The following is a 23,293-nucleotide window of genomic DNA, read 5'->3' as shown; positions in this document are numbered from 1 at the left end:
GCGCGCCGCCACGTGAGCGTGCGGGCGAGGTACGCGCCCTACCGCCCCGCCACCCGGTCCGCCCACCGCGCCAACCGCGACGACTCCCCGCTGTTGGAGGCGGTCTCGCGCCGGTCGGCGGTGCGGTAGGTCGCGTACATCCCCTGCACGCCCAGCCAACGGAACGGCTCCGGCTCCCACTTGCGCACCCGGTGGTTCACCCAGGGCAGCGAGGTCAGCTCGGTGGCCCCGCCCTGCCCCGAGTCCCGCCGGACCAGGTCGCGGAGCGTCCGGGCGGCGAGGTTGGTGGTGGCCACCCCGGAGCCGACGTAACCGCCGGCCCAGCCGAGCCCCGTCGCCCGGTCGAGGGTGACCGTGGCACACCAGTCGCGGGGCACCCCCAGCACACCGGACCAGGCGTGGTCGACGCGCACCCCAGTCAGCGAGGGAAAGAAGCGCACCAGGATCTCGTACAGCGCCTCGATCGTCGCGGCCTGCGTCCGCCCGTCGTTGTCGGTCCGCGACCCGAACCGGTACGGCACCCCGCGCCCGCCGAGCGCGATCCGGTCGTCGGCGGTGCGCTGGGCGTACATATAGGCGTGCGCCATGTCGCCGAGCGTCTCGCGCCCCTCCCAGCCGATCTCCGCCCACTGCCCGGCGGTCAGTGGCTCGGTGGCGATCATCGAGGAGTTCATCGGCAGCCAGGTCCGCTTCTGCCCCTTGAGGTTCGCCGTGAACCCCTCCGTGCAGCGCAGCACATAGGGCGCCCGAACGGTCCCGTACGGCGTGACCGCGTGCCCCGCCCGGATCTCGGTGACCGGCGTCAACTCGTGCACGACGACCCCCATCCCCTCCACGACGGCCGCCAGCCCGGTCACCAGCTTCACCGGGTTCAGCCGCGCCCCGTGCGGCGTCCACGACGACCCCACGGCGCCCGCGACCCTGATCCGCTCGGCCGTCTCACGGGCGCCGTACAGCTCGCGGTCGTCCTCCCCGTACGCCAGCTCATGCTCGTAGAAGGCTTTGAGCCGCCCCAACTGCGCGGGCGTACAAGCGACTTCGAGCACACCCCCCTGGTGGACGTCCGCCTCGACGCCCTCCCCCGCCGCCACCCGCACGACCTCGTCGACGGTCTCGTTCATGGCCCGCTGCAACCGTACGGCGGCGTCCCGCCCGTGCAGCCGCGCGTAACGGTCGCGCCCCGCGATCCCGTTGTAGAGCCAGCCGCCGTTGCGCCCCGAGGCCCCATACCCGCAGAACTTCTGCTCCAGGACGGTGATCCGCAGCGAAGGGTCGGCCTTCTTCAGGTAGTAGGCCGTCCACAGCCCTGTGTATCCACCCCCGACGATCACCACATCGACCGCCGCGTCCCCGGCCAGCGGCTCCCTCGGTACAGGGAGTCCGGCCTGCGCGTACCAGAAGGAGATCCCGCCGTTGACGGTGCCGGCGGTCGCGTCCGGGGTGCTCTGCGAGCTGCTCATGGCCGGACGCTAACCCCTGCCGGCGGGCCCTGTCTTCTACGGATTCCGTGGTGTACGGGCGCCTTGGGGCCGGAAATCCAAAGGACTCCGGGCCGACGCGCGCGTAGGGTCGGCGGCGTGATCCATATCCCGATCGATGTGCCAACCGATCCTCCGATCAATGTGCCGATCGATGTTCCGGAGGAACTGGCCGAGACTCAGGAAGAGATCAACGGAGAGACGGGCCGCAGATTCATCGCGAACCTCCCGCGCCTGACCGCCGACTTCCTGGACCGCTGGGGCCTGCGCCTCGACGGCGACCCCATGCACGGCATGTGCGCCCTGGTGGTGCCGGTGGTCGCCACGGCCGACGGCACCCCGGCCGTCCTCAAGCTCCAGATCCTCGACGACGAGAGCGAGGGCGAACCGATCGCCCTGCGCGTCTGGGACGGCGACGGGGCGGTACGGCTCCTGGACCACGACCCCGACACGGGCACGATGCTGCTCGAACGCCTCGACCCGGCCCGCATGCTCTCCCACGAGCCCGACACCCACAAGGCCGTCGAGGTCATCGCCCACCTCCTGGCCCACCTGACCGCCACCCCGGCCCCACCGGCCGTACGCCGCCTCTCCGACATCGCGACGGACATGCTGGCGCGCACCCCCGCGGTCCTGGCCGGTATCCCGGACCCCACGGACCGCCGTCTGATCGCGGACTGCGCAGCGGCGCTCCGCGAGGTGATGTCCGACCCCGGTGACCGCCTCCTCCACTGGGACCTGCACTTCGACAACGTCCTGGGCGCCGACCGTGCCCCCTGGCTCGCCATCGACCCCAAGCCCCTGTCCGGCGACCCCGGCTTCGACCTCTGGCCGGCCCTCAACAACCGCTTCGACCCGTCCGACGTCCACTGGCGCTTCGACGCGATGACGGCGGTCCTGGACCTGGACCGCGAACGGGCGAGGTCCTGGACCCTCGCCCGCCTGCTCCAGAACGCGATCTGGGAGATCGAGGAGAACCGCTCCCTCGACCCGGACGACCTGGAACTGGGCCGACGGCTCCGCTGACCCGCCCTCGCCGAGCGGGGGGGGTGGACTCAGCCGGACTCAGCGCCAGTCGTCGATCACATAGGCGTCCGGACGGCTGTAGCCGGGTTCGTTGGGCCTGTGCATGGTCACGCCTTGCAGCCAGGTACGGAACCCGCGGTCGACCATGCGCCGATAGGCATCCTCGCGGGCCAGATTCATCCCGGCATCCACTTGCCCCAGGCCCTTCTCGACGGCCAACTGCTCGCACGCGTCCAGCAGCCGTTCGAACCGGTCCGCGGTGTCCGGACCAGGTCGTACGGCGCCGAACTTGACGAAGCACACGTCCTCACCCGCCTCCGACCCCGCTCCGCAGTGGCAGACGGCCATGCCGTCGAGGCCGGAGTCGGCGCCCTGGAGAAGGACGGTGTCACCGAGCCCCTGCGCCTGCGTGGCCGTGATCTCGCGCTCCAGGTCCAGGCCCTCGTACACCGCCCCCGTCAGCGCGCGCCCGAGACTCAGGGCGTCGGGCCGCTCGGCGGCGGTCAAGTCGCCGTACAGCACCCGGCCGGGCACCGCGGCACTGACGGTGACCTGTTTCTTCATGATGGCGGTGAGGTACCGGGGCCAGAAGCCGTACCGGCGGTAGAGCTCCAGGTGCTTGGGACTGTGCGAGAAGGTGAACAGGCCGAGATGGCGGTTCTCCCAGCTGTCGAAGCGGGCCATGACCGGTTCCATCAGACGTCTGCCGATGCCCTGGTCCCACAGCTCCGGACGTACGGTCAGCGGGCCGAAGAACCCGACGCTGCCCCAGTCGGCGGCGAAGTTCGATCCGACGACCTCGCCCTCGACGGTCGCCGCGAAGGCCGCGTGCGGATCCGCCGCCCAGCGGGTGCGGACATAGTCGGCGGACCCGAAGAACGTCGCCGGCTCAGGGGCGCCGAGAAAGGTCCCGAAGGCGACCCGGAAGATCTCGTCGGCCCGATCCAGATCCGACTCGACCAACGGCCGGACCGACACCGAGGCGGCGACACTGCTGCGCTTCGCTGCGGACATGATCGCTCTCCTTCCGCCCCCACCTCCCATCGCACCACGCCCACGCGCCCCGGGCGAAGCGACGGATCACCCCGCCCCTCCACCTCCCCCCACTGAACGCAAAACCCCAGGCCGGACAACAACCGACCTGGGGCATGACCAGAGCCCCCTGTCGGATTCGAACCGACGACCTACGCATTACAAGTGCGTTGCTCTGGCCAGCTGAGCTAAGGAGGCGTGGCCCCTCGTGGGGGCGCCCGTGCAGTGTACCCACGTCACAGGGCGCGCTCGTCGAAAATTTCCGCGAAGTTCACAGGGGTCCGGGTACTGACAGACCCGGTGAACGGCAGGTACCGTCCTGACCCAATCCACTCCCGTGGACTACACCACCGCGGCACGGCCGTGGTGGATCACCACCTTTACAACGGATCGTCCGGCACGTTCCTGCCGGTGAAGGGGGCCTACGACCCATGGCCACAGTTACGTTCGACAAGGCGACCCGGATCTACCCGGGTTCCACGAAGCCCGCCGTGGACGGTCTCGACATCGAGATCGAGGACGGCGAGTTCCTCGTTCTGGTCGGCCCGTCCGGTTGCGGCAAGTCCACCTCGCTCCGCATGCTCGCGGGGCTCGAGGACGTCAACGGCGGCGCCATCCGCATCGGTGACCGCGACGTCACGCACCTGCCGCCGAAGGACCGGGACATCGCCATGGTGTTCCAGAACTACGCGCTCTACCCGCACATGACCGTCGCCGACAACATGGGCTTCGCCCTCAAGATCGCCGGCGTCAACAAGGCGGAGATCCGGCAGAAGGTCGAGGAAGCCGCGAAGATCCTCGACCTCACCGAGTACCTGGACCGCAAGCCGAAGGCCCTCTCCGGTGGTCAGCGCCAGCGTGTCGCCATGGGTCGCGCCATCGTGCGTGAGCCCCAGGTCTTCCTCATGGACGAGCCGCTGTCGAACCTCGACGCCAAGCTCCGTGTCTCGACCCGTACGCAGATCGCGTCCCTGCAGCGCCGCCTCGGCATCACCACCGTCTACGTCACCCACGACCAGGTCGAGGCCATGACGATGGGCGACCGCGTGGCGGTCCTCAAGGACGGTCTGCTGCAGCAGATCGACACCCCGCGCAACATGTACGACCGCCCCGCCAACCTCTTCGTCGCCGGCTTCATCGGCTCCCCGGCCATGAACCTGGTCGAGGTCCCGATCACCGACGGCGGCGTGAAGTTCGGCAACAGCGTCGTCCCGGTCAACCGCGACGCCCTGAAGGCCGCCTCCGACAAGGGTGACACCACCGTCACCGTCGGTGTCCGTCCCGAGCACTTCGACATCGTGGAGCACAACGGCGCCGCCGCGTCCTCCCTGTCGAAGGACACCGAGGACGCCCCGGCCGGCCTCGCCGTCTCCGTCAACGTCGTCGAGGAGCTCGGCGCCGACGGTTACGTCTACGGCACCGCCGAGGTCGGCGGGGTGACCAAGGACCTCGTGGTCCGCGTCAACGGCCGCCAGGTCCCCGAGAAGGGCGCGACGCTGCACGTCGTCCCGCGTCCGGGCGAGACCCACGTGTTCTCGACCTCGACGGGCGAGCGCCTCACCGACTGATCTCCCGGCAGGGTGGGCGCGACCGTTCGCGAAACCACCGGCCCGGGATAAATCACCCAGGTTGACGAAGAGGGCCCCGCGGAAACCCGCGGGGCCCTCTTCCACGTCGACAACTACCCCGGCAAATCAGCACTTTTCGACCTTCGTGCGTCAACACACCACCCTGGAACCGGCACTGCGACATCCCCCGTATCGGTGACCTAATGTCGCCATATCACTACCCCGCGCTACGCTCACTCGCGTGAAGCACACCCACACCCACACCCAACGGACGCGGCGCGGCCCCGGCCCCGCCCGCCGGATCGGCCGTTCGCTGGCCCTGGTCCTTCCCGTCGTCCTGGTCCTCTCCGGCACCCTCGCGGTCACCAAGGTCCAATGGACCACCACGGACCCCGACCAATCGGTCCTCGCCGCCTCGGACGTGGCCGAGCTGGACTCCACCGAACGCGCCAAGCCCCGCGCCCCGCACGAGGTGCTCCAGGACAAACTCCTGATCGAGCTCCAGGACGAGGACCCGGGAGTCGCCCTCACCCACCTCCAGGAAGCGGTGAACGAGCGCCCGTCCCTCGCGAAGCACTGCACCGCCATCGCCCGCGCCCTCGGCCGCGCCGCCGTCCGCGCCTACGGCCCCACCCGGGCCCAGGGCTTCGCCCGCCCCGTCTGCGACACCTCGTACGCGACCGGAGTGGCCGCCCAGTTCGCCTGACCACCCCGGCGATGCACCGGGGCACCCCACCCCGGTGACCCCCTCCCCGCCGATCCCAGGGCCGTGCTCCCGCGAACGGGGCGCCACGTACAGTTCGGGTCATGACCGATCCGAACGCCGCGTCGCGCCCCGTTCAAGCCGTGGTCCTCGCCGGTGGCCAGGGCTCCCGGCTGCGTCCGTACACCGACGACCGGCCCAAGCCCATGGTCGAGATCCCCGGTACGGGCACGCCGATCATCGGCCATCAGCTCGCCTGGCTCGCCGAGGAGGGCGTGACCGACGTGGTCGTCTCCTGCGGCCATCTCGCCGACGTCCTGCAGAAGTGGCTGGACTCCGCCGACCTGCCGGTCCGCGTCACCACGGTCGTCGAGACGGAGCCCCTGGGCCGCGGCGGGGGCCTCAAGTACGCCGCCGCGCACCTCCCGCACCCCGACCAGCCCTGGTACGCCACCAACGGCGACATCTGGACCCGCTTCTCGCTCCGCGACATGGCGGACTTCCACGCCGAGCGCGACGCCGTCGCCACGCTCGCCCTGGCCCGCCCGCGCATCCCCTGGGGTGCCGTGAAGACGGACGGCTTCGGCCGCGTCACGGACTTCATCGAGGCCCCGCCCACCACGTACGAGATCAACGCCGGCGTCTACGTGTTCTCCCCGGAGTTCACCGACCTTCTCCCGGCCCGGGGCGACCACGAACGCACCACGTTCCCCCGCCTCGCCCGAGAACGCCGCCTCGCGGGCTTCCCCCTCCCCCAGGGCGCCTACTGGCGAGCCATCGACACGGCAAAGGACCTCACAGAGGCAGCAAAGGAACTGGCGTCCCAGACCCGCTAGGAGCCCGCTGAGGGCCGCTGAAGGCGGAGAGCCGCTGAGAGGCCGGGGCCCAGCACCCGCGCGCCCCAAAGGGGCGCGGGGAACTGCGCGACCAGCCCCCACCGCCCCGCACGAAACACGCAACTGACAGCCGGCAACGCCAATGGGCCCCGCGCAGAACTCCACGCGGGGCCCATCACCACATCACAACGGTCAACCGACCTACCCGAGCAACCCCCCGACCAGCCCAGGCTGCTGCCCACCGGAGGAGCTCCCCCCGGTAGACCCCCCGGAGGACGTCGCCCCGCCGGTCGCACCGCCGGAGGCACCGCTCGAACTGGGCCCCGCCGTCGTGCTCGGCACCTGCTCCACCGGCGCCGACTGCTGCGGCGGCGCCTGCCCGGCCGTCCCCTGCGTCTGGCTCGGCTGCCCCCCGGTGACCGCCCCGGTGGACCGCGTGGCCCCCGGCGTGGTCGCCTCCTGCGAGGGCTTCGCGGACGTGGCGCCCGCGGTCGGCGCGTCGGACGCGGACGGGCTCTTCTCGCGCCGCGCACTCGGCTCACCCGGCAGCGGCGACCCCGGCAGCTCGTTGCGCGGCGCCTCCCCGGGACCGGGAACGACGATCCGGTCGGCGTCCCGTACGGCCCCGCCGAGCAGGGACCCGACGAGCAGGGTCAGCCCGACGACGATCGCGGTCACGAGCGCGCCCCGGCGCAGTACGTACCGCCGCAGCTCCCAGATGTCGGCGCGCGGCCCGAGCGTACGCCAGGCGCCGCCCGCGAGCCGTCCATCGACCGAGTACACCGGCGCGCCCGCGATGATCAGCGGGGACCAGGCAGCGAGGTAGATGATGTCGGGCGTCTCGTAGACGGGGACGGTCTTCCAGCTGACGGTGACGAGCAGCGCGGCCGACAGCAGCGCCCCGACCCCGGCCGCGACCCGCTGCCACAGTCCCAAGACGGTCAGCACGCCGACGATGACCTGGGCGAAGGCGATGACCAGCCCGGAGCCCACCGGGTGTTCGAGAGCGAACTGCCGCAGCGGCTCGGCGACTTCCCACGGGTGCAGCGTGTTCAGCCACTTCACCATGGAGCCGCGCTTGCCGCCGTCGAAGTAGTGCGGGTCGCAGAGCTTGCCCATGCCGGCGTAGATGGAGATGAAGCCGAGGAAGACCCGCAGCGGCAGCAGCACCACGCCCAGGTTCATCCGGCGACCGGGGTAATAGGCGTGCCGGACGGGCTCGTTGCCGGTCCGGCGCCCGCCCCGGGCGTCCTCGCCGGCTCCCCGGTCGTCGTACGCGTCCGTGAAGTCGTCGTCCCCGTAGCCGCCGTGACCCGCCTGGTCGTAGCGGGCCTCGTCGAAGGCGCTGTCGACCGTGCGCATCGCGGGGAGCAGCCGGGTGCCGTCGCCGACGGCGTGGTCACCGTGCATGCGCTGGCTGCCGACGATGGGCGTCTCCACCGTCTCCACGGTCAAGTCGGCGCCGTACCGCCCGCTTTCGGAGCCGTAGCGCCCGCCCCCGGTGTCGTAGCCACCGCCGCCCGGGCCGTCGACGCGGGGGATGACCTGGGTCGAGCCCGTGTCACCCAGCGGGTCGGGGAGGCCGACGCCCGCACCGCGCACCGCCTGGAGGAGCCGGTGGGCTCCGGTGTCGTCGGGCGCGGACTTCCCGCTCCAGACGACCGGCGCGCGCCGGCGCCCGGCGGCGGGCGCGCCGGAGCGCCCCGCCGTGCCCACGACGGGGATGCGCGTGGTGTCCTCGGTGGCGCTCAGGTGCCGTGCGATACGCGGGGACGCCCGCGTGGAGGCGCCCAACTGCACGCGGAAGCTCGCGTGGTTGACGATGACCTGCGCCGGATCGCTCGGCACCTTCACCATGCTCAGCGCGGGAGCGTCGTCGAATCCCGAGTCGTATTTCGACGAACGGTCCCCCGTGGGTGTGCGGGGTGTTCTGGTGTCCACACTCATCTAACCGAGTGACGTGTCGTTAGGACACTGCTTTGACCGCCCCGATCTGTCCGGACCCCGTCAAGGTGATCCAGAACATCCCGAACCCCCAGCTAGGACCCGTTTCGGGCCCTGTCAGGCCCTGCGCCGCGCCGCCTCGTACAGCACAACTCCCGCCGCCACACCGGCGTTCAGCGACTCGGCGCCACCCGGCATCGGGATCCGCACCCGGAAGTCGCACGTCTCGCCGACGAGACGGGAAAGGCCCTTGCCCTCGCTGCCCACCACGATCACGACGGGCCCCTCCAGGGCCTCCAGCTCCCCCACCTCGGTCTCGCCGTCGGCGGCGAGCCCGACCACGACGACACCGGCCTTCTTGTACGCCTCCAGGGCGCGCGTGAGGTTGGTGGCGCGCGCGACGGGCGTACGGGCGGCCGTACCGGCGGACGTCTTCCACGCACCGGCGGTCATCCCGGCCGCGCGCCGCTCGGGCACGACGACGCCGTGGCCGCCGAACGCGGAGACGGACCGGACGACGGCACCGAGGTTGCGCGGGTCGGTCACCCCGTCGAGGGCGACGATCAGCGGGTCCTCACCCTCGTCGTACGCGGCGGCCACCAGGTCCTCGGGGTGCGCGTACTCGTAGGGCGGCACCTGGAGGACGAGCCCCTGGTGGTTGAGCCCGTTGGTCATGCGGTCCAGCTCGGGGCGGGGCGCCTCCATGAGGTTGATGCCACCGCGCTCGGCCACGAGCTGGAGCGCCTCGCGCACCCGCTCGTCGTTGTCGATGAACTGCTGGACGTAGAGCGTCGAGGCGGGCACGCCCTCGCGCAGCGCCTCGACGACCGGGTTGCGGCCCACGACCATCTCGGACGTGCCCTTGCCGCCCCGGCCACGCGGCACGGGACGGCGTGCGGCCTGCTTGGCCTTGGCCGTGGCGATGCGATTCTTCTTGTGCTTCTTGCGCATCTCGGCGGGCGGCGTCGGACCCTTGCCCTCGAGACCCTTGCGCCGCTGGCCGCCACTGCCGACCTGCGCGCCCTTCTTGCCGGACATGCGGCGGTTGTTAGCGGCCATGACCTACCCGTCTCCCGAAGCGTGCGTGTGTATGAACATGTATCCGCGTGAGCGTGTGTGCCCAATGCGGTGTGCTGAGCGCGGTGTGCTCAATGCAGTGTGCCGCCCGGAGGCCCGGGCGGCACAATCGATCAAGGTGACCGGACGTCCGCTCAGCGCGGGCCGAGCGTCCAGCGCGGGCCGTCCGGGCTGTCCTCGATGACCAGACCGGACTGGTTGAGCTGGTCACGGATGGCGTCGGCGGTGGCCCAGTCCTTACGGGCGCGTGCCGCCTCCCGCTGCTGCAGGACCAGCCCGACGAGGCTGTCGACGACGCCGTGCAGGTCCTCGCCGCGCTCGCCGCCGTCACCGGCCCAGTGCGCGTCCAGCGGGTCGAGACCCAGCACACCGAGCATGGCCCGCACCTCGGCGAGCCGTGCCACCGCCTCTTCCTTGTCGTCGGCGGCCAGCGCGCTGTTGCCCTGCCGGACCGTGGTGTGCACGACGGCGAGCGCCTGCGGCACCCCGAGGTCGTCGTCCATCGCCTCGGCGAACGCCGGCGGCACCTCGGCCGCGGGCTCGACGATCCCGCCGGCCTTCTCGACGACCCGCTGCACGAATCCCTCGATCCGCGCGAACGCCGACTCGGCCTCGCGCAGGGCGTCCTCGCTGTACTCGATCATCGACCGGTAGTGCGGGGTGCCCAGGTAGTACCGGAGGACGATGGGCCGCCAGTGCTTGACCATCTCGGAGACGAGGACGCTGTTCCCCAGCGACTTGGACATCTTCTCGCCGCTCATGGTGACCCAGGCGTTGTGCACCCAGTACGTGGCGAAGTCGTCACCGAAGGCCTTGGCCTGCGCGATCTCGTTCTCGTGGTGCGGGAAGATCAGGTCGAGGCCGCCGCCGTGGATGTCGAAGGCGCTGCCCAGGTACTTGTGGGCCATGGCCGAGCACTCCAGGTGCCACCCCGGCCGCCCCCGGCCCCAGGGCGTCTCCCAGGTCGGCTCCCCCGGCTTCGCCGACTTCCACATGGCGAAGTCCCGCGGGTCGCGCTTGCCGGTCTCGCCCTCGCCCGAGGGCTGGAGCAGGTTGTCGAGCTCCTGGTTGGACAACTGCAGATACCCGGGGAAGGACCGCACGTCGAAGTAGACGTTCCCGTCGGCCTCGTACGCGTGTCCGCGCTCGATCAGCCCGCGCATCATCTCGACCATCTCGGTCACGTGCCCGGTGGCGCGCGGCTCGTAGGTCGGCGGCAGGCAACCGAGCACGCCGTAACCGTCGTTGAACGCGCGCTCGTTCTCGTACCCGATCGACCACCACGGGCGGCCCTGGGCGGCCGCCTTCGCGATGATCTTGTCGTCGATGTCCGTGACGTTCCGGACGAAGGTCACGTCGTACCCGCGGTACTCGAACCAACGGCGCATGATGTCGAAGTTGAGCCCCGACCGGATGTGCCCGATGTGCGGGGCCGCCTGCACCGTGGCGCCACACAGGTAGATCGAGACACAACCCGGCGTGAGCGGGGCGAAGTCACGGATCTGCCGGGCGCTGGTGTCGTACAGGCGAATAGTCACGCCCCCAAGCGTAGTGGCCCGTCACCCGTGCCCCGAGCCCTTCACCCCAAGGACGACAGATTCGTGACGTATGCCCACCGGGCCCGATGCCCCTTGATGGGCCGCAGGCCCAGAAAGGGGCGCGGGGAACTGCGCGACCAGCCCCCACCGGACGGACGTCTGGGGGTCAAAGGGGCGCAGCCCCTTGCGAGGATGGGACGGGTAGGGGCGGCGGGGGCGAGAAAGAACCCGCACAGCTCACCCCACCCGCACGACCAGCGCCGTGGCCACCGCCATCAACCCCTCACCCCGCCCGGGAAACCCCAGCCCGTCCGTCGTCGCCCCCGACACCGACACCGGCGCCCCCATGACCTCCGACAGCACCCGCTGCGCCTCGTCCCGCCGCTTCCCGATCTTCGGCCGGGCCCCCACCACCTGCACCGCCACGTTCCCGATGACGAACCCCCCGGCCCGCACGATCCGCGCGGCCTCGGCCAGCAGGGTCACCCCCGACGCCCCGGCCCACTCCGGCCGCCCCGTCCCGAAGTGCTGCCCGAGATCACCCATCCCGGCCGCGGAGAACAGCGCGTTGCACGCCGCGTGCGCCACGACGTCCGCGTCGGAGTGCCCGGCCAGCCCCGGCCCCTCCCCCTCCCACTTCAGCCCGGCGCACCACAGCTCCCGCCCCTCCTCGAAGGCGTGGATGTCGGTACCGATCCCGACCTGCGGCAACACCACGGAACCCGGCAACGACACCGGCACCGCCCCGGCACCCTCAGAAGCCACCGTCGAACCCTCAGAAACCACCGACGAGCCCGCCGACCCCTCAGCCGACGAGCCCGCCGACCCCTCAGAAACCACCGTCGAGCCTCCTGCGCGCCAGAACCGCCTCCGCGAGCACCAGGTCCAGCGGCCTGGTCACCTTGAACGCCTCCTCGTGCCCCGGCACGACCACGACCCCGAGCCCGAGCCGCTCCACCATGCTCGCGTCGTCGGTGACCTCCCCGGTGACCGTCTCGTGCGCCCGCACGAGGGTCTCCCGGTGGAACCCCTGCGGCGTCTGCACGGCGCGCAGCCGCGCCCGCTCGGGCGTGGCGACGACCGGCTCCGGCGCCCCCGGCACGTCCGCCGGCTCGACCTCCTTGACCGTGTCCGCGAGCGGCAACGCGGGCACGACGGCCGGCGCCCCGTCCCGTACGGCCTCGATGACCGCGTCGACCGTGTCGACGGGCACCAGCGGACGGGCCGCGTCGTGGACGAGGACGGTGTCGTAGCCGGGCGGGAGCGCGTCCAGGCCGAGCTTCACCGACTCCTGGCGCGACTCGCCCCCGGGTACGACGAGGAAGTCCGTCCGCTCGGGCAGCGCGTGCGCGTCGAGGAGGGTCTTGACCTCGGGTGCGCCGTCGGGCGGCGCCACCACGATGACCAGGGAGACGGCACGGGACGCGGCCATGGCCCGCACCGCGTGGATCAGCATCGGGGTGCCGTTCAGCGCGCGCAGCGCTTTGGGGGCGCCCGGGCCGAGGCGTACGCCCCGGCCGGCGGCCGGGATCACGGCCGCCGTACGGGTTGCCGCACGGGCTGTTGTACCGGTTCCGGAAGGCGAAGGGCGCGAATCGTCAGACATCGGTTCCTGTCAGGTTTGTGTGCTCGGCCTACGTGGGTATGGCCACAGCGTGCCGGGCGCGACACCTTGACCGGACCCTTCCGTGACATCTGGTCGAGCCAGCTGCCCGGGCCCGGCACGCCAAGTACGAGTACGGCGTACTCATGAGCACCGGGGCACGCCAAGTATCGCCAAGTATCAGGGATCTCTTCAGGCGTACGGCATCCGGGTACGAACATGCCGCAGCGCCCGGCGACATCACATACGTCATCGGGCACCGCGGCATTTCGATGTGCTGCTGCACTGAACGACTGAGCGGGCTGGCTGCCTGCCTCAGGTCATTTCGGTAACGCAGTCAGTTCAGGACGCGAGGACCTCGTCGAGCAGGGCCTCGGCCTTGTCCTCGTTGGTGTTCTCCGCGAGGGCGAGCTCGCTCACCAGGATCTGGCGGGCCTTGGCGAGCATGCGCTTCTCACCGGCGGACAGTCCGCGCTCGCGCTCACGACGCCACAGGTCACGCACGACTTCCGCGACCTTGATGACATCGCCGGAGGCAAGCTTCTCCAGGTTTGCCTTGTAGCGACGCGACCAGTTCGTGGGCTCCTCGGCATACGGCGCGCGCAGCACCTCGAAGACCCGGTCCAGGCCGTCCTGACCGACCACATCACGTACGCCGACGAACTCCGCATTGTCCGCTGGCACACGCACCGTCAGGTCGCCCTGAGCGACCTTGAGCACCAAGTAGGTCTTGTCCACGCCTTTGATCTGGCGAGTTTCGATGGCCTCGATCAGCGCGGCCCCGTGATGGGGATAGACCACGGTGTCGCCAACCTTGAACGTCATGTGACAGGTACCCCTTCCGTGGCTATCCAGGGTAACACGGATACGGCGGGTTCTGAATGGCGTTTTCGCAGGTCAGGGCATATCTCGGGGCTTGACAACTGCAACAGGAACGTGCTGCGGGACCCGAACGGAAGAGGGTATTCGCAGGTGGGAGCGGCTCTCCGGGTGGAGTGAAACGCGTACGTTACACGCATCCGGAGGACGCCGGGAGCATCCTAACGTCCCGCTTTGTCCGACTCCAGATGTGCGACTTCCGCTACTCCGTTCGGTGCGTGGAGTCGGGTACGAGACGAATCCGGAATTGATCAAGGAGTTCGATCCACGGCCCCTCTTCCGCCGTTACCGGATCGTGTTCTTGCACGTTCCGGCGGTGTTCTGGCAGTTGATCGATTTTTCGTGGCGGCACGCATTCCCGGTCGGATTTCCAGGACGCGGCGCCGACGAGATCGAGGGTGGTTTTACGAATGCCGACCGGGACGGCCGTGACGTGTCCGTCAATTGCTTCCGGTGACATGTCGGGGACTTGGGGAGGGTCGGGTGCGGCGGCGACGGGACGGCTCGGTAACCTAAGGCCGCTACAGACCACGTACCGCCCACGTTCTAGGAGTTGCCGCCGCCGTGAGCAGCAGCCTTCGACGCGGCGCCCTCGCCGCCGCCGCCATCGCGTTCTCGATCGCCTCACTCGCCGCGTGCGCCGCCGGCAACAACGCCCAGACGCTGGAGATCAAGCCGGACAACGCCGCCACCAGCGTCGGCGACATCAAGATCCAGAACGCCATCGTGGTCACCCAGCCCGGCACCGAGACCAAGGGCCCCGCCGTCGTCTCCGCGACGCTCTTCAACGCCGCCTCGACCGACCAGACGCTGGACTCCGTCACCGTCGAGGGCGCCGGCACCGTCGAGCTCACCCCGGCGAAGGGCAAGGGCAAGGGCGGCAAGGTCGTCGTCCCGGCCGGCGGCTCCGTGGTCCTGGGCGGCGAGGGCAACGCCTCCGCCGTCCTGTCGGAGGTCACCGACGCGGTCAAGGACGGCAACGCCCAGAAGGTCACCTTCGAGTTCAGCGAGACCGGCCAGGTCGCCCTGCGCGCCTTCGTGGTCCCCGCCGAGCACTACTTCGAGAAGTGGGGCCCGTCGGACATCCCCGAGGCCCCCGTCACCAGCGCCTCCCCGTCGGAGGAGACCACCGGCTCCCCGTCCCCTGAGGGCACGGGCTCGCCGTCCGCGGACGGCACGGCCGCCGAGGAGGGCACCGCCGCCGGTTCGACGGCCTCGTCGTCCACCTCGGCCGCCGAGGAGACCACGGGCCACTGAGGCCACTGGAGCCACTGAGGCCGCCGGGGGTCACCCCGAGTACGTACGCCGAAGGGCGGCACCCCTGGAGGGCGTGCCGCCCTTCGGCGTACGTGTGTCCGTTCGGCGTACGTGCTGTCCGTAGGTTTCCTTGCGCGCGTCCCTCGGCCGTCCCTCGGCCTACGGCTCGAACTTGTACCCCAGCCCCCGCACCGTCACCAGGTACCGCGGCGCACCGGGGTCCGGCTCGATCTTGGCGCGCAGGCGCTTGACGTGGACGTCGAGGGTCTTGGTGTCGCCCACGTAGTCGGCGCCCCAGACGCGGTCGATGAGCTGCATACGGGTCAGGACTCGGCCCGCGTTCCGCAGCAGCATTTCGAGCAGGTCGAACTCCTTGAGGGGGAGGTCGACCTTGGAGCCCGAGACAGTGACCACGTGACGGTCGACGTCCATCCGGACGGGACCGGCCTCCAGCGCGGCCGGGGTGACCTCCTCGGGCTCGCCGCGGCGGCGCAGTACGGCCCGGATGCGGGCGACGAGCTCGCGGGAGGAGAAGGGCTTGGTGACATAGTCATCGGCTCCTATTTCCAGGCCCACGACCTTGTCGATCTCGCTGTCCTTGGCGGTCACCATGATCACCGGGACATTGGAACGGCCGCGCAGCTGACGGCAGACCTCGGTGCCCGGCAGTCCGGGCAGCATCAGGTCGAGCAGGACGAGGTCGGCTCCATTGCGCTCGAACTCGTCGAGACCGTCGGGCCCGGTGGTCGCGATGGCGACCTCGAAGCCCTCCTTGCGGAGCATGTAGGACAGGGCGTCGGAGAAGGACTCCTCGTCCTCGACGACGAGCACTCGGGTCACGGAAGGACCTCCGGGGCGGGAAGCGGTCCGTACGGTTCGTACGGGGATCTGTCGGTGTGAGGCTGTCCGTCCTCGTCGTCGAGGTCCGGGTGCTGGGCCACGCGGTCACGGGACGCGCCCGCCTCCGGCAGCCTGAGCGTGAACGTGGAGCCCTGTCCTTCCGAGCTCCACACCGTGACCTCCCCGCCGTGCGAGGCGGCCACGTGCTTGACGATCGCGAGACCGAGGCCCGTACCGCCGGTCTGGCGGGAGCGGGCCGGGTCCACGCGGTAGAAGCGCTCGAAGATGCGCTCCTTGTCCTTGTCCGAGATGCCGATGCCCTGGTCGGTCACGGCGATCTCGATGTGGTCCCCACCGGGGGCGGTCACCCGGCGTGCGGCTATGCCGACGCGGGTGCGGGCCGGGGAGTAGTTGACGGCGTTCTCCACGAGGTTGCCGAGGGCGGCGGCCAGCTGACCACGGTTGCCCCAGACGCGCAGCTCCGCGGTGCCGCCGGCGGCCATGGTGATCTGCTTGGTGCCGGCCTGGTGGCGGCAGCGGTCGACAGCTTCGGCGACCAGCTCGTCCACCCGAACGGGCTCGGCGTCCTCCAGCGGGTCGTCGTTCTGCACCCGGGAGAGGTCGATCAGTTCCTGCACGAGGTTGGTGAGCCGGGTGGCCTCGATCTGCATGCGCCCGGCGAAGCGTTCCACCGCCTCGGGGTCGTCCGAGGCCCCCATGACGGCCTCGGAGAGCAGGGAGAGCGCGCCGACGGGAGTCTTCAGCTCATGGCTGACGTTCGCGACGAAGTCCCGCCGCACGGCCTCTATCCGGCGGGCCTCGGTGAGGTCCTCGACCAGGAGCAGTACGAGCCGTGAGCCGAGCGGCGCGACGCGCGCGGAGACGGCGAGGGCCTCGCCGCGACCCGTGCCGCGCCGGGGCAGGTCCAGCTCGACCTGCCGTATCTCGCCGTCACGGCGGGTGTCGCGGGCCATCTTGAGCATCGGCTCGATGGAGAGCTTGCCGCCCCGCACCAGCCCGAGGGCGTACGCGGCGGAGCTGGCCTTGACGACGGCGTCCGACTCGTCGAGCACGACGGCGGAGGAGCGGAGCACGGACAGCACGGTGTCGACGCCGGGCGGCAGCACCGGGTCGGTGTGCAGGGAGGTTCGGGTCGGACGCTTCTGCTCGCGCTCGCTGACACGGAACGCCAGCATGGCGATGACGCCGGTGAGCACTCCGGCGATCGCTGCCGCTGCGGCGACCGCCGCGTTCACGTCCATGCATCCAGGTTAGGCACGAGGTCGGACATCCCCACAGCGATCGGAGGGCGACCTCGAACACTCGTCGCCCAGAGTTCACCTTGGAGCCAGTATTGGTTCATTTGGGGTGGCGGAAACGGACGCGTAAGGGCCGGAACGTGGGAGCGTGGGAATCGTCCGGGGCCCCCGGTCACCGTTCGCCGTCTCCGTTCCACGCGGTGGTCGGGGTACGACCGTACCGGCCCGGCCTGGCGGGTCGGCTTCCGGAACGGCTTTCCTGGTTACCCACGAGCAGACGTACGTAAGAGAGGGACACCCTGATGCGGGACGCGTACCACGAGGAACTTGACTCGATCGGTGAGGGCCTGGTCGAGATGGCCCGACTGGTGGGGTCGGCGATCGGTCGCGCCACGACGGCGATGCTCGACGCCGACCTGAAGCTGGCCGAGAGCGTGATCGAGGCCGACAAGAAGGTCGACGACCTCCAGCACGACCTGGAGGCCCGCGCGATAGCCCTGCTCGCCCGGCAGCAGCCGGTGGCGACGGATCTCCGTATCGTCGTGACGTCGCTGCGGATGTCGGCCGACCTGGAGCGCTCGGGCGACCTCGCCCAGCACGTGGCCAAGCTGACCCGGCTGCGCTTCCCCGAGCACACGGTCCCGCGCGACCTGCACGCCACGATCCTGGAGATGGGCCAGCTCGCGCAGCGGCTGATGGCGAAGGCCGCCGAGGTCATCATCACCAAGGACGTCGACCTGGCGCTCCAGCTGGAGAGCGACGACGACGCGATGGACCTGCTCCACCGCACGCTCTTCCAGCACCTCATGGACGACCGCTGGAAGCACGGCATCGAGACCGCCGTCGACGTCACCCTCCTCGGCCGCTACTACGAGCGCTTCGCCGACCACGCGGTGTCGGTCGCGAAGCGGGTGGTCTACCTGGTGACGGGCGAACACGCGGACGAACTTCAGGCGGACATCCAGCCGGTGCAGCCGGTCGCGGGGGTGGAGGGAGCGTAAGGGGCGGCGGGGGTGGCGATGGCGGCGTAGGCGCAGGCGGAGGCCGCCGAGAGCATTGGGTGCGCCGGGGCCGCCGTAGCGGGGCTCCGGCGCGCGAAGGCCGGGCAGGGCGTGTGGACGCCTCTGTGCGCCGTTGATGCGCCCGGCTGAACTGGCTTGGAATGGGGCAGGCAAGGGGCAGGCAAGAAGGACCCGTTCCCTGCGCTTCCTTGTCTTCCGTGCTTCGCCTTCCGTGCTTCGCCTTCCATCCCTTCGAGGAGGGACCATGGCCGAATCCCCCGCCAGCCCCAGCACGCCGGACCCGACACAGGTCCGGGACACCCACCAGCCCGTCGACCGCAAGATCCTGCCTCTCTTCGGTGCCTGCGGCTGCGGGTCCGGCTGCGGGTGCGGGTGCCAGTCCGGCAACCCGTGCCAGTGCGGCTGACACCGACCAGCCGCAGGCGCGTCTGCGCGGTGCGCGAGTGAAGGGGCCTGTCTCTCATGACGGGCCCCTTCCTCATGTCCGGCGTCGGCTCGGCATCGGTGTCGGTGTCGGTGTCGGTGTCGGTGTCGGTGTCGGCGTTTCGGCTGCGGCTGCGGCTGCGGCTGCGGCTGCGAAGTCGCCCGTACGGCCGCAGGGGCGCAGCATAAGGAGGGGAGGGAGCACAGGGCACAAGGCACTGGGCACTGAGGAGGTGCGGGTGATGACCAAGTTCATGGACGTCCACCACAACATGAAGGGCATCACGGAGGACCAGCTGCGTGCCGCGCACAAGGCCGACCTCGACATCGAGAAGGACGAGAACGTCCACTTCGAACGTGCCTGGGCCGACCCCACGTCGGGCACGGTGTACTGCCTCTCCGAGGCCCCGTCCGCCGACGCGGTCCAGCGCATCCACGAACGCGCGGGCCACAAGGCGGACGAGATCCACCCGGTTCCCCTGATGATCTAGGCGGTACGGCGCGGACGAGCCGGCGCAACGAGCGCGCGCAAGCGCTGGGTCAGCGGCGTTCGCCTCCGCGCGCCCTGTCCCACGACGCTCGCCAGGTGGAACCATCCCCATGCCGGAACCGGCGGGAACAAGGGGGTTCTGCACATGTCCGTAGTGATGTCGATGCACTGGCCAGAGGTGACCCCGGAGCAGTACGACACCGTGCGGGACGCGGTCGACTGGGAGGGGGTACCGGCGGCCGGGGGTCAGATCCACGTGGCCTGGTTCGACGACCAGGGGATGCATGTCGTCGACGTGTGGGAGTCCCAGCAGGCCTTCGAAGCGTTCTTCGCCGAGCGCCTGGCCCCCGTACTCGAAAAAGCGGGCCTGGAGGGCACCCCTCACACCACCTTCAGCCCCCTCCACCGCCGCTTCGTCGCACCGACGATCGCCGGAGCGGCGTAACCCGACACGCTCCACGACGACAATGGGCCCCTTACCTGCGAAGAAGGTGCGGGTAAGGGGTCGTCATCGGCCATCCCTCGGTCAGGGGCGTCGTCGTGCGCGTTTCCGCTCGACACCGTGGCTCCCCGCGGCTTCCCGCTGGATCGGGCACGGGTGGGGCACGGATGGGGCACGGATGGGGCCCATGCACCTTCTGATCCGTAGCTCTAGCGGCCTTCAACGGCCGCTGTTGGCGCGGACAGTTGCTGTGGGTGCCGTACCTCGCTGCCGTCTCGATTCCTGAACCCGTCGGTCGCCGGCTGCCGGGACCGCTACGCGCCGGGAGCCCGGTACTGAATTTGCCCGGCTTTGCGCAGGGCATCCATGGTTTCGTCGACGGTCAGGAGAACGGTCGTCTCGAACGAGTTGAGCGCGCCGCCTCCGCTGATCGCCAGGGCGACCGCGGCCATGGAGACGTTGTCCGGGGCCTCCCACAGGTTGTAGCCGTCGCGGGTGCCGAACGCGTACCAGAAGCCGTGGAGCTTGCCGCCGACGGACTCGATGTACGACTGAGCGGCCTTTGCGCGGTCCTCGGGGTGGCCGATGAGTCTCGCCCAGGTCTCCGGCGTGTAGCTGAACCTCGATAGATAGAGCGGCATCCTGTCTCCCTTTCGTCCCGGCTAGGCATGCCCCTGCGGGATGGGACACGCCTCCGAGGTCATCCGCGTATCCCCCGAACGGCCGGGGTGATGCCCGGCATGGCCCGCGACCCGCGGACCCGCCGCCCCGGCCCCGGCCCCGGGTGGAGCCGGTCCGCGTGCAGCGGCGGGTGACCACGGTGGGCACGGTGGGCCCGGTCATGGTCTGCCGCCAGACCGTCTCCCTCGGCCACCCCTACGCAGGCCGGACGGCGGCCGTGAAGGAGCGGCCTACCGCCGCGCGTCTTTCGGACGCCACCCTCGTCCGTCGCGCGCCATGTCGGCGGCGTGCCTCCAGGGCATCGCACCCGGCGGTCTCACCCAGCCCTGACGACCGTCTGACGCCTTCTGACAGTCAGGGGCCCTCGACACCAAAGCCCAGGGCAAACGTCACGCAATTCCCCGGGCATCCGCCTGCCTCCTGTCGGCGGGCGGACCGCCGCTGCACCGAAGCCTCAACCGGATAGTTAATCCGCATGTGTGCTACCGTCCGGGATTAAGTGGATGATCTATCCGATTGGCTGCCGGGGTGGAGGAGCGCATGAAGAAGACAGCAGTGGTCACGGCCGGAACAGGGGGCATCGGCCTGGAGACGGCGCTGGGGCTGACCGTCGCCGGGTTCGCGGTCACAGTGATCGGGCGCGACGCCGAACGCGGAGCCATGGCCGTCGAGCGGATCAACGCGACGGGCCCAGTGCACCCGGCCCGCTTCCTGTCCGCGGACCTCGCCTCGCTCGACCAGGTGCGTGCGCTCGCCCGTAGGATCTCGGTCGACCACGCCGCCTCGGGGGAACCGCTGACGGTGCTGGTCAACAACGTCGGGGCGATGTTCGCCGAGCGCCAGACCCGGGGCGGTGTCGAGGCGTCGTTCGCCGTCAACCACCTCTCGCCCTACCTGCTGACCGAACTGCTGCTGCCCACACTCACGGCCGGTGCGCCGAGCAGGATCGTGAACGTGACGTCGGGCGCAGTCACCCTGGCCAAGCGAGTGTTCGACGCCATCGAGCCGCCGGGCGGCTACTACGGCTTCCACTGGTACGGTCGCGCCAAGCTCGCCAACCTGGCCTACACCTTGGACCTGGCAGCCCGGCTGGACGGCACCGGCGTCTCGGTCTTCGCTGCCGATCCCGGAGGGGCCGCGACCGACATGACCAACGGCACCATGACCGATCCGAAGATCGTCTCACCCGCCCTGCGGCTGCTGTGGCCCCTGGTGCGCCGCACATTCGAACGCTCGACCTCCGGTCCGGCATCCGCGGCAGCCAGGCCCTCCATCATGGCCGCCACCGACGGCACACTGACGGGCCGAACCGGCATCGTCATCGGCGCCCAGGCACACCCCGTCGCCCCACACCGCGCGGCGGCCGACCCCCGCGTCGCCGAAGCCGTACGCCGACTCAGCGAACGGCACGCACCGCTCGTACTCACCTGAGCGTCATACACACGGCGGTGCGGCCACGGGGCGGGCGATGGAACTATCCGGATGAACCATCCGATTAGCATGGCCTCATGACGACGCCTCTACGCAAGGACGCGGCCCGCAACTGGCAGCGGATCGTCTCCGTCGCCCGCGACCTGGTCGACGAGGGCACACCACTGCAGCTCAACGACGTCGCACGCAGGGCCGGGCTCGGGGTCGGCACCGTCTACCGGCACTTCGCCACGCCCGAGGCGCTGCTGGAGACCGTCGCCGCCCCATGCCTGGAGGCCCTGGCCGCCCACGGCCAGCAGGCGCTCACCGATGCCGACCCCTGGCGCAGCCTGAGGGGCTTCCTCTTCCACACCGTCGAGGCGCAGGTCACCGACGCCGCCCTGCCCCCCGTCGCCGCCGCGGCCACGGACGCCATGCCGCGCACCACGGAACTCAAGGAGTCACTGGCGTCGGCCGGCGCCACCCTCCTCGCCCGGGCACGCGACGCCGGAGCAGTCCGCCCCGACCTCACCGCCGCCGACCTCGTCCCGCTCATGTGCGGCATCGCCCACGCCGTGAGCGTCCACGGCGGCACCCCCGCCGACCGGGCCGACGCCGCACACCGCTACCTCGCCGCCTTCCTCGAAGGCATGCGCACGACACCAACGAGCGCGTAAGCGACACGCCCCACCGCGCATCGGCGGCCTCCAGGCGCAACCGCCCAGCGACTCAAGATCGACCACGACCGGAGGCGTGTCGGTGCATGTGCACGATCGCGATCCCCCTGGGGAGTCCTGACCACGCGAGCCCTGCGGCAGGACTGATCACCGGCACTGAGGGCCCACAGTGGGCCCAGGCCGTGAAAATGCCCCCGCCCCGCGCCGTTCGCGCAGGTCGGGGGCATGATCACCAACTCTACTTCTTCTTGCCCTGGTTCTTGACTGCCTCGATCGCGGCTGCTGCCGCTTCCGGGTCGAGGTAGGTGCCGCCGGGGTTCAGGGGCTTGAAGTCGGCGTCGAGTTCGTAGGCGAGGGGGATGCCGGTCGGGATGTTGAGGCCCGCGATGTCGGCGTCCGAGATGCCGTCGAGGTGCTTGACCAGGGCGCGGAGGCTGTTGCCGTGGGCGGCGACGAGGACCGTGCGGCCGGCCAGGAGGTCGGGGACGATGCCGTCGTACCAGTACGGCAGCATGCGGGTGACGACGTCCTTCAGGCACTCCGTGCGGGGGCGCAGCTCCGGCGGGATGGTCGCGTAGCGCGCGTCCGACGCCTGGGAGAACTCCGAGTCGTCCGCGAGCGGCGGCGGCGGGGTGTCGTACGAGCGGCGCCACAGCATGAACTGCTCCTCGCCGAACTCGGCCAGGGTCTGCGCCTTGTCCTTGCCCTGGAGGGCGCCGTAGTGGCGCTCGTTCAGGCGCCAGCTGCGGTGGACCGGGATCCAGTGGCGGTCGGCGGACTCGAGGGCCAGCTGCGCGGTGCGGATGGCGCGTCGCTGGAGGGAGGTGTGCAGCACGTCCGGGAGCAGACCGGCGTCCTTCAGCAGCTCACCGCCGCGCGTCGCCTCCTTCTCGCCCTTCGGAGTGAGGTTGACGTCCACCCAGCCGGTGAACAGGTTCTTCTCGTTCCACTCGCTCTCGCCGTGGCGGAGGAGGATCAGCTTGTACGGTGCGTCGGCCATGGCCCCGAGCGTAATCGACGGCCGGGAAGCACCACACGGGTGGCCGACAGGCGGACAGGCCGACAGGCCGACAGGCTCCACACGTGGGGAGGCCGGGTGCCGGTCTGT

General features: G+C 70.5%; 25 protein-coding genes and 1 tRNA gene. 13 read left to right on the top strand and 13 right to left on the bottom strand.

The window, feature by feature from the left end; genetic code table 11:
• Positions 1-38: 38 nt before the first annotated feature.
• Entirely contained in the window at positions 39-1,460 is a 1,422-nt protein-coding gene (locus ACZ9QC_RS23030) for an NAD(P)/FAD-dependent oxidoreductase (protein WP_472914844.1), read from the bottom strand.
• 156 nt (positions 1,461-1,616) lie between these two features.
• On the opposite strand from ACZ9QC_RS23030, the gene ACZ9QC_RS23025 reads away from it, so the two are divergent.
• The gene (locus ACZ9QC_RS23025; protein ID WP_472921769.1) at positions 1,617-2,504 is read left to right on the top strand and encodes an aminoglycoside phosphotransferase family protein; all 888 of its coding nucleotides are present in this window, start codon (positions 1,617-1,619) and stop codon (positions 2,502-2,504) included.
• Between the two features lie 39 nt (positions 2,505-2,543).
• Here the strand turns inward: ACZ9QC_RS23025 and ACZ9QC_RS23020 are convergent, their stop codons facing one another.
• Complete coding sequence (locus tag ACZ9QC_RS23020; protein ID WP_472914843.1) at positions 2,544-3,518, bottom strand: GNAT family N-acetyltransferase; 975 nt, start codon at positions 3,516-3,518, stop codon at positions 2,544-2,546.
• Between the two features lie 142 nt (positions 3,519-3,660).
• A tRNA-Thr gene (locus ACZ9QC_RS23015) sits at positions 3,661-3,734 on the bottom strand.
• Positions 3,735-3,967: 233 nt separating this feature from the next.
• Here ACZ9QC_RS23015 and ACZ9QC_RS23010 point away from each other — a divergent pair.
• The 3 genes from ACZ9QC_RS23010 (at position 3,968) to ACZ9QC_RS23000 (ending at position 6,643) form a co-directional block, all read left to right on the top strand.
• The gene (locus ACZ9QC_RS23010) at positions 3,968-5,104 is read left to right on the top strand and encodes an ABC transporter ATP-binding protein (RefSeq protein WP_472914842.1); all 1,137 of its coding nucleotides are present in this window, start codon (positions 3,968-3,970) and stop codon (positions 5,102-5,104) included.
• A 241-nt stretch (positions 5,105-5,345) separates the two neighbouring features.
• On the top strand, positions 5,346-5,810 hold the full coding sequence (locus ACZ9QC_RS23005) for a hypothetical protein (protein WP_472914841.1): 465 nt from the start codon (positions 5,346-5,348) through the stop codon (positions 5,808-5,810).
• 101 nt (positions 5,811-5,911) lie between these two features.
• Positions 5,912-6,643, top strand: a complete 732-nt coding sequence (locus ACZ9QC_RS23000) for a nucleotidyltransferase family protein (RefSeq protein ID WP_472914840.1) — start codon at positions 5,912-5,914, stop codon at positions 6,641-6,643.
• A gap of 201 nt (positions 6,644-6,844) precedes the next feature.
• On the opposite strand, the gene ACZ9QC_RS22995 is transcribed toward ACZ9QC_RS23000, so the two are convergent.
• The 6 genes from ACZ9QC_RS22995 to ACZ9QC_RS22970 all read right to left on the bottom strand — a co-directional run bounded on the left by ACZ9QC_RS22995 (position 6,845) and on the right by ACZ9QC_RS22970 (position 13,630).
• On the bottom strand, positions 6,845-8,584 hold the full coding sequence (locus ACZ9QC_RS22995) for a DoxX family protein (protein WP_472921768.1): 1,740 nt from the start codon (positions 8,582-8,584) through the stop codon (positions 6,845-6,847).
• A 120-nt stretch (positions 8,585-8,704) separates the two neighbouring features.
• Complete coding sequence (gene rlmB, locus ACZ9QC_RS22990; RefSeq protein ID WP_472914839.1) at positions 8,705-9,646, bottom strand: 23S rRNA (guanosine(2251)-2'-O)-methyltransferase RlmB; 942 nt, start codon at positions 9,644-9,646, stop codon at positions 8,705-8,707.
• Between the two features lie 152 nt (positions 9,647-9,798).
• Positions 9,799-11,202, bottom strand: coding sequence for a cysteine--tRNA ligase (gene cysS, locus ACZ9QC_RS22985; protein WP_472914838.1), 1,404 nt, complete (start codon positions 11,200-11,202; stop codon positions 9,799-9,801).
• 237 nt (positions 11,203-11,439) lie between these two features.
• Entirely contained in the window at positions 11,440-11,967 is a 528-nt protein-coding gene (gene ispF / locus ACZ9QC_RS22980; protein ID WP_472914837.1) for a 2-C-methyl-D-erythritol 2,4-cyclodiphosphate synthase, read from the bottom strand.
• Positions 11,968-12,031: 64 nt separating this feature from the next.
• The gene (gene ispD, locus ACZ9QC_RS22975) at positions 12,032-12,808 is read right to left on the bottom strand and encodes a 2-C-methyl-D-erythritol 4-phosphate cytidylyltransferase (RefSeq protein ID WP_472914836.1); all 777 of its coding nucleotides are present in this window, start codon (positions 12,806-12,808) and stop codon (positions 12,032-12,034) included.
• A gap of 339 nt (positions 12,809-13,147) precedes the next feature.
• Complete coding sequence (locus tag ACZ9QC_RS22970) at positions 13,148-13,630, bottom strand: CarD family transcriptional regulator (protein WP_003953493.1); 483 nt, start codon at positions 13,628-13,630, stop codon at positions 13,148-13,150.
• 301 nt (positions 13,631-13,931) lie between these two features.
• On the opposite strand from ACZ9QC_RS22970, the gene ACZ9QC_RS22965 reads away from it, so the two are divergent.
• Both ACZ9QC_RS22965 and ACZ9QC_RS22960 read left to right on the top strand, forming a co-directional pair.
• Positions 13,932-14,141 carry a hypothetical protein gene (locus ACZ9QC_RS22965; protein ID WP_472914835.1) on the top strand — a complete coding sequence of 70 codons (210 nt, stop codon included), beginning with the start codon at positions 13,932-13,934 and terminating at the stop codon, positions 14,139-14,141.
• A 107-nt stretch (positions 14,142-14,248) separates the two neighbouring features.
• Positions 14,249-14,941 (top strand): copper chaperone PCu(A)C domain-containing protein, encoded by a 693-nt coding sequence (locus ACZ9QC_RS22960; RefSeq protein WP_472914834.1) that lies wholly within the window; start codon positions 14,249-14,251, stop codon positions 14,939-14,941.
• A 159-nt stretch (positions 14,942-15,100) separates the two neighbouring features.
• Here the strand turns inward: ACZ9QC_RS22960 and phoP are convergent, their stop codons facing one another.
• Together phoP and phoR are read right to left on the bottom strand one after the other, a co-directional pair.
• Positions 15,101-15,772, bottom strand: a complete 672-nt coding sequence (gene phoP / locus ACZ9QC_RS22955) for a two-component system response regulator PhoP (protein ID WP_010985401.1) — start codon at positions 15,770-15,772, stop codon at positions 15,101-15,103.
• A 5-nt stretch (positions 15,773-15,777) separates the two neighbouring features.
• A complete protein-coding gene (gene phoR / locus ACZ9QC_RS22950) occupies positions 15,778-17,043 on the bottom strand; it encodes a two-component system sensor histidine kinase PhoR (RefSeq protein ID WP_472914833.1) in 1,266 nt (421 codons plus the stop codon).
• Between the two features lie 299 nt (positions 17,044-17,342).
• On the opposite strand from phoR, the gene phoU reads away from it, so the two are divergent.
• The 5 genes from phoU to ACZ9QC_RS22925 all read left to right on the top strand — a co-directional run bounded on the left by phoU (position 17,343) and on the right by ACZ9QC_RS22925 (position 19,420).
• Positions 17,343-18,041, top strand: coding sequence for a phosphate signaling complex protein PhoU (phoU, locus tag ACZ9QC_RS22945; RefSeq protein ID WP_220647984.1), 699 nt, complete (start codon positions 17,343-17,345; stop codon positions 18,039-18,041).
• A 265-nt stretch (positions 18,042-18,306) separates the two neighbouring features.
• Positions 18,307-18,468 (top strand): hypothetical protein, encoded by a 162-nt coding sequence (locus ACZ9QC_RS22940; protein ID WP_467339288.1) that lies wholly within the window; start codon positions 18,307-18,309, stop codon positions 18,466-18,468.
• Between the two features lie 56 nt (positions 18,469-18,524).
• Complete coding sequence (locus tag ACZ9QC_RS22935; protein WP_472914832.1) at positions 18,525-18,674, top strand: hypothetical protein; 150 nt, start codon at positions 18,525-18,527, stop codon at positions 18,672-18,674.
• A 53-nt stretch (positions 18,675-18,727) separates the two neighbouring features.
• Positions 18,728-18,976, top strand: a complete 249-nt coding sequence (locus tag ACZ9QC_RS22930) for an SCO4226 family nickel-binding protein (RefSeq protein WP_215456399.1) — start codon at positions 18,728-18,730, stop codon at positions 18,974-18,976.
• Positions 18,977-19,120: 144 nt separating this feature from the next.
• Positions 19,121-19,420: a hypothetical protein gene (locus ACZ9QC_RS22925; RefSeq protein ID WP_472914831.1), complete on the top strand. Its 300-nt coding sequence runs from the start codon at positions 19,121-19,123 to the stop codon at positions 19,418-19,420.
• A 311-nt stretch (positions 19,421-19,731) separates the two neighbouring features.
• Here the strand turns inward: ACZ9QC_RS22925 and ACZ9QC_RS22920 are convergent, their stop codons facing one another.
• Positions 19,732-20,058: a GYD domain-containing protein gene (locus ACZ9QC_RS22920; protein ID WP_472914830.1), complete on the bottom strand. Its 327-nt coding sequence runs from the start codon at positions 20,056-20,058 to the stop codon at positions 19,732-19,734.
• Between the two features lie 580 nt (positions 20,059-20,638).
• Here ACZ9QC_RS22920 and ACZ9QC_RS22915 point away from each other — a divergent pair.
• Both ACZ9QC_RS22915 and ACZ9QC_RS22910 read left to right on the top strand, forming a co-directional pair.
• Entirely contained in the window at positions 20,639-21,529 is an 891-nt protein-coding gene (locus tag ACZ9QC_RS22915) for an SDR family NAD(P)-dependent oxidoreductase (protein ID WP_472914829.1), read from the top strand.
• 77 nt (positions 21,530-21,606) lie between these two features.
• A complete protein-coding gene (locus ACZ9QC_RS22910) occupies positions 21,607-22,185 on the top strand; it encodes a TetR/AcrR family transcriptional regulator (protein WP_472914828.1) in 579 nt (192 codons plus the stop codon).
• Positions 22,186-22,423: 238 nt separating this feature from the next.
• Here ACZ9QC_RS22910 and ACZ9QC_RS22905 read toward each other — a convergent pair whose 3' ends face one another.
• The gene (locus ACZ9QC_RS22905; protein WP_184892423.1) at positions 22,424-23,185 is read right to left on the bottom strand and encodes a phosphoglyceromutase; all 762 of its coding nucleotides are present in this window, start codon (positions 23,183-23,185) and stop codon (positions 22,424-22,426) included.
• Positions 23,186-23,293: the final 108 nt, after the last annotated feature.

It is taken from the genome of Streptomyces sp. HUAS MS02 (genome assembly GCF_055702265.1).
The sequence above is the reverse complement of the archived record's forward strand: the minus strand, read 5'-3'. Positions and strand labels throughout refer to the sequence as shown.

What these genes read in the sequence shown, in the direction of transcription:
- ACZ9QC_RS22905 (WP_184892423.1), bottom strand. Translation starts at nt 23,185, where the DNA reads ATGGCCGACGCACCGTACAAGCTGATCCTCCTCCGCCACGGCGAGAGC.
- ACZ9QC_RS22915 (WP_472914829.1), top strand. Translation starts at nt 20,639, where the DNA reads ATGAAGAAGACAGCAGTGGTCACGGCCGGAACAGGGGGCATCGGCCTG.
- ACZ9QC_RS22930 (WP_215456399.1), top strand. Translation starts at nt 18,728, where the DNA reads ATGACCAAGTTCATGGACGTCCACCACAACATGAAGGGCATCACGGAG.
- rlmB (WP_472914839.1), bottom strand. Translation starts at nt 9,646, where the DNA reads ATGGCCGCTAACAACCGCCGCATGTCCGGCAAGAAGGGCGCGCAGGTC.
- ACZ9QC_RS22925 (WP_472914831.1), top strand. Translation starts at nt 19,121, where the DNA reads ATGTCCGTAGTGATGTCGATGCACTGGCCAGAGGTGACCCCGGAGCAG.
- ACZ9QC_RS23020 (WP_472914843.1), bottom strand. Translation starts at nt 3,518, where the DNA reads ATGTCCGCAGCGAAGCGCAGCAGTGTCGCCGCCTCGGTGTCGGTCCGG.
- ACZ9QC_RS23030 (WP_472914844.1), bottom strand. Translation starts at nt 1,460, where the DNA reads ATGAGCAGCTCGCAGAGCACCCCGGACGCGACCGCCGGCACCGTCAAC.
- phoU (WP_220647984.1), top strand. Translation starts at nt 17,343, where the DNA reads ATGCGGGACGCGTACCACGAGGAACTTGACTCGATCGGTGAGGGCCTG.
- ACZ9QC_RS23000 (WP_472914840.1), top strand. Translation starts at nt 5,912, where the DNA reads ATGACCGATCCGAACGCCGCGTCGCGCCCCGTTCAAGCCGTGGTCCTC.
- ACZ9QC_RS22910 (WP_472914828.1), top strand. Translation starts at nt 21,607, where the DNA reads ATGACGACGCCTCTACGCAAGGACGCGGCCCGCAACTGGCAGCGGATC.
- ACZ9QC_RS22940 (WP_467339288.1), top strand. Translation starts at nt 18,307, where the DNA reads ATGGCCGAATCCCCCGCCAGCCCCAGCACGCCGGACCCGACACAGGTC.
- phoR (WP_472914833.1), bottom strand. Translation starts at nt 17,043, where the DNA reads ATGGACGTGAACGCGGCGGTCGCCGCAGCGGCAGCGATCGCCGGAGTG.
- ACZ9QC_RS22970 (WP_003953493.1), bottom strand. Translation starts at nt 13,630, where the DNA reads ATGACGTTCAAGGTTGGCGACACCGTGGTCTATCCCCATCACGGGGCC.
- ispD (WP_472914836.1), bottom strand. Translation starts at nt 12,808, where the DNA reads ATGTCTGACGATTCGCGCCCTTCGCCTTCCGGAACCGGTACAACAGCC.
- ACZ9QC_RS22935 (WP_472914832.1), top strand. Translation starts at nt 18,525, where the DNA reads ATGACGGGCCCCTTCCTCATGTCCGGCGTCGGCTCGGCATCGGTGTCG.
- ACZ9QC_RS22920 (WP_472914830.1), bottom strand. Translation starts at nt 20,058, where the DNA reads ATGCCGCTCTATCTATCGAGGTTCAGCTACACGCCGGAGACCTGGGCG.
- ACZ9QC_RS23010 (WP_472914842.1), top strand. Translation starts at nt 3,968, where the DNA reads ATGGCCACAGTTACGTTCGACAAGGCGACCCGGATCTACCCGGGTTCC.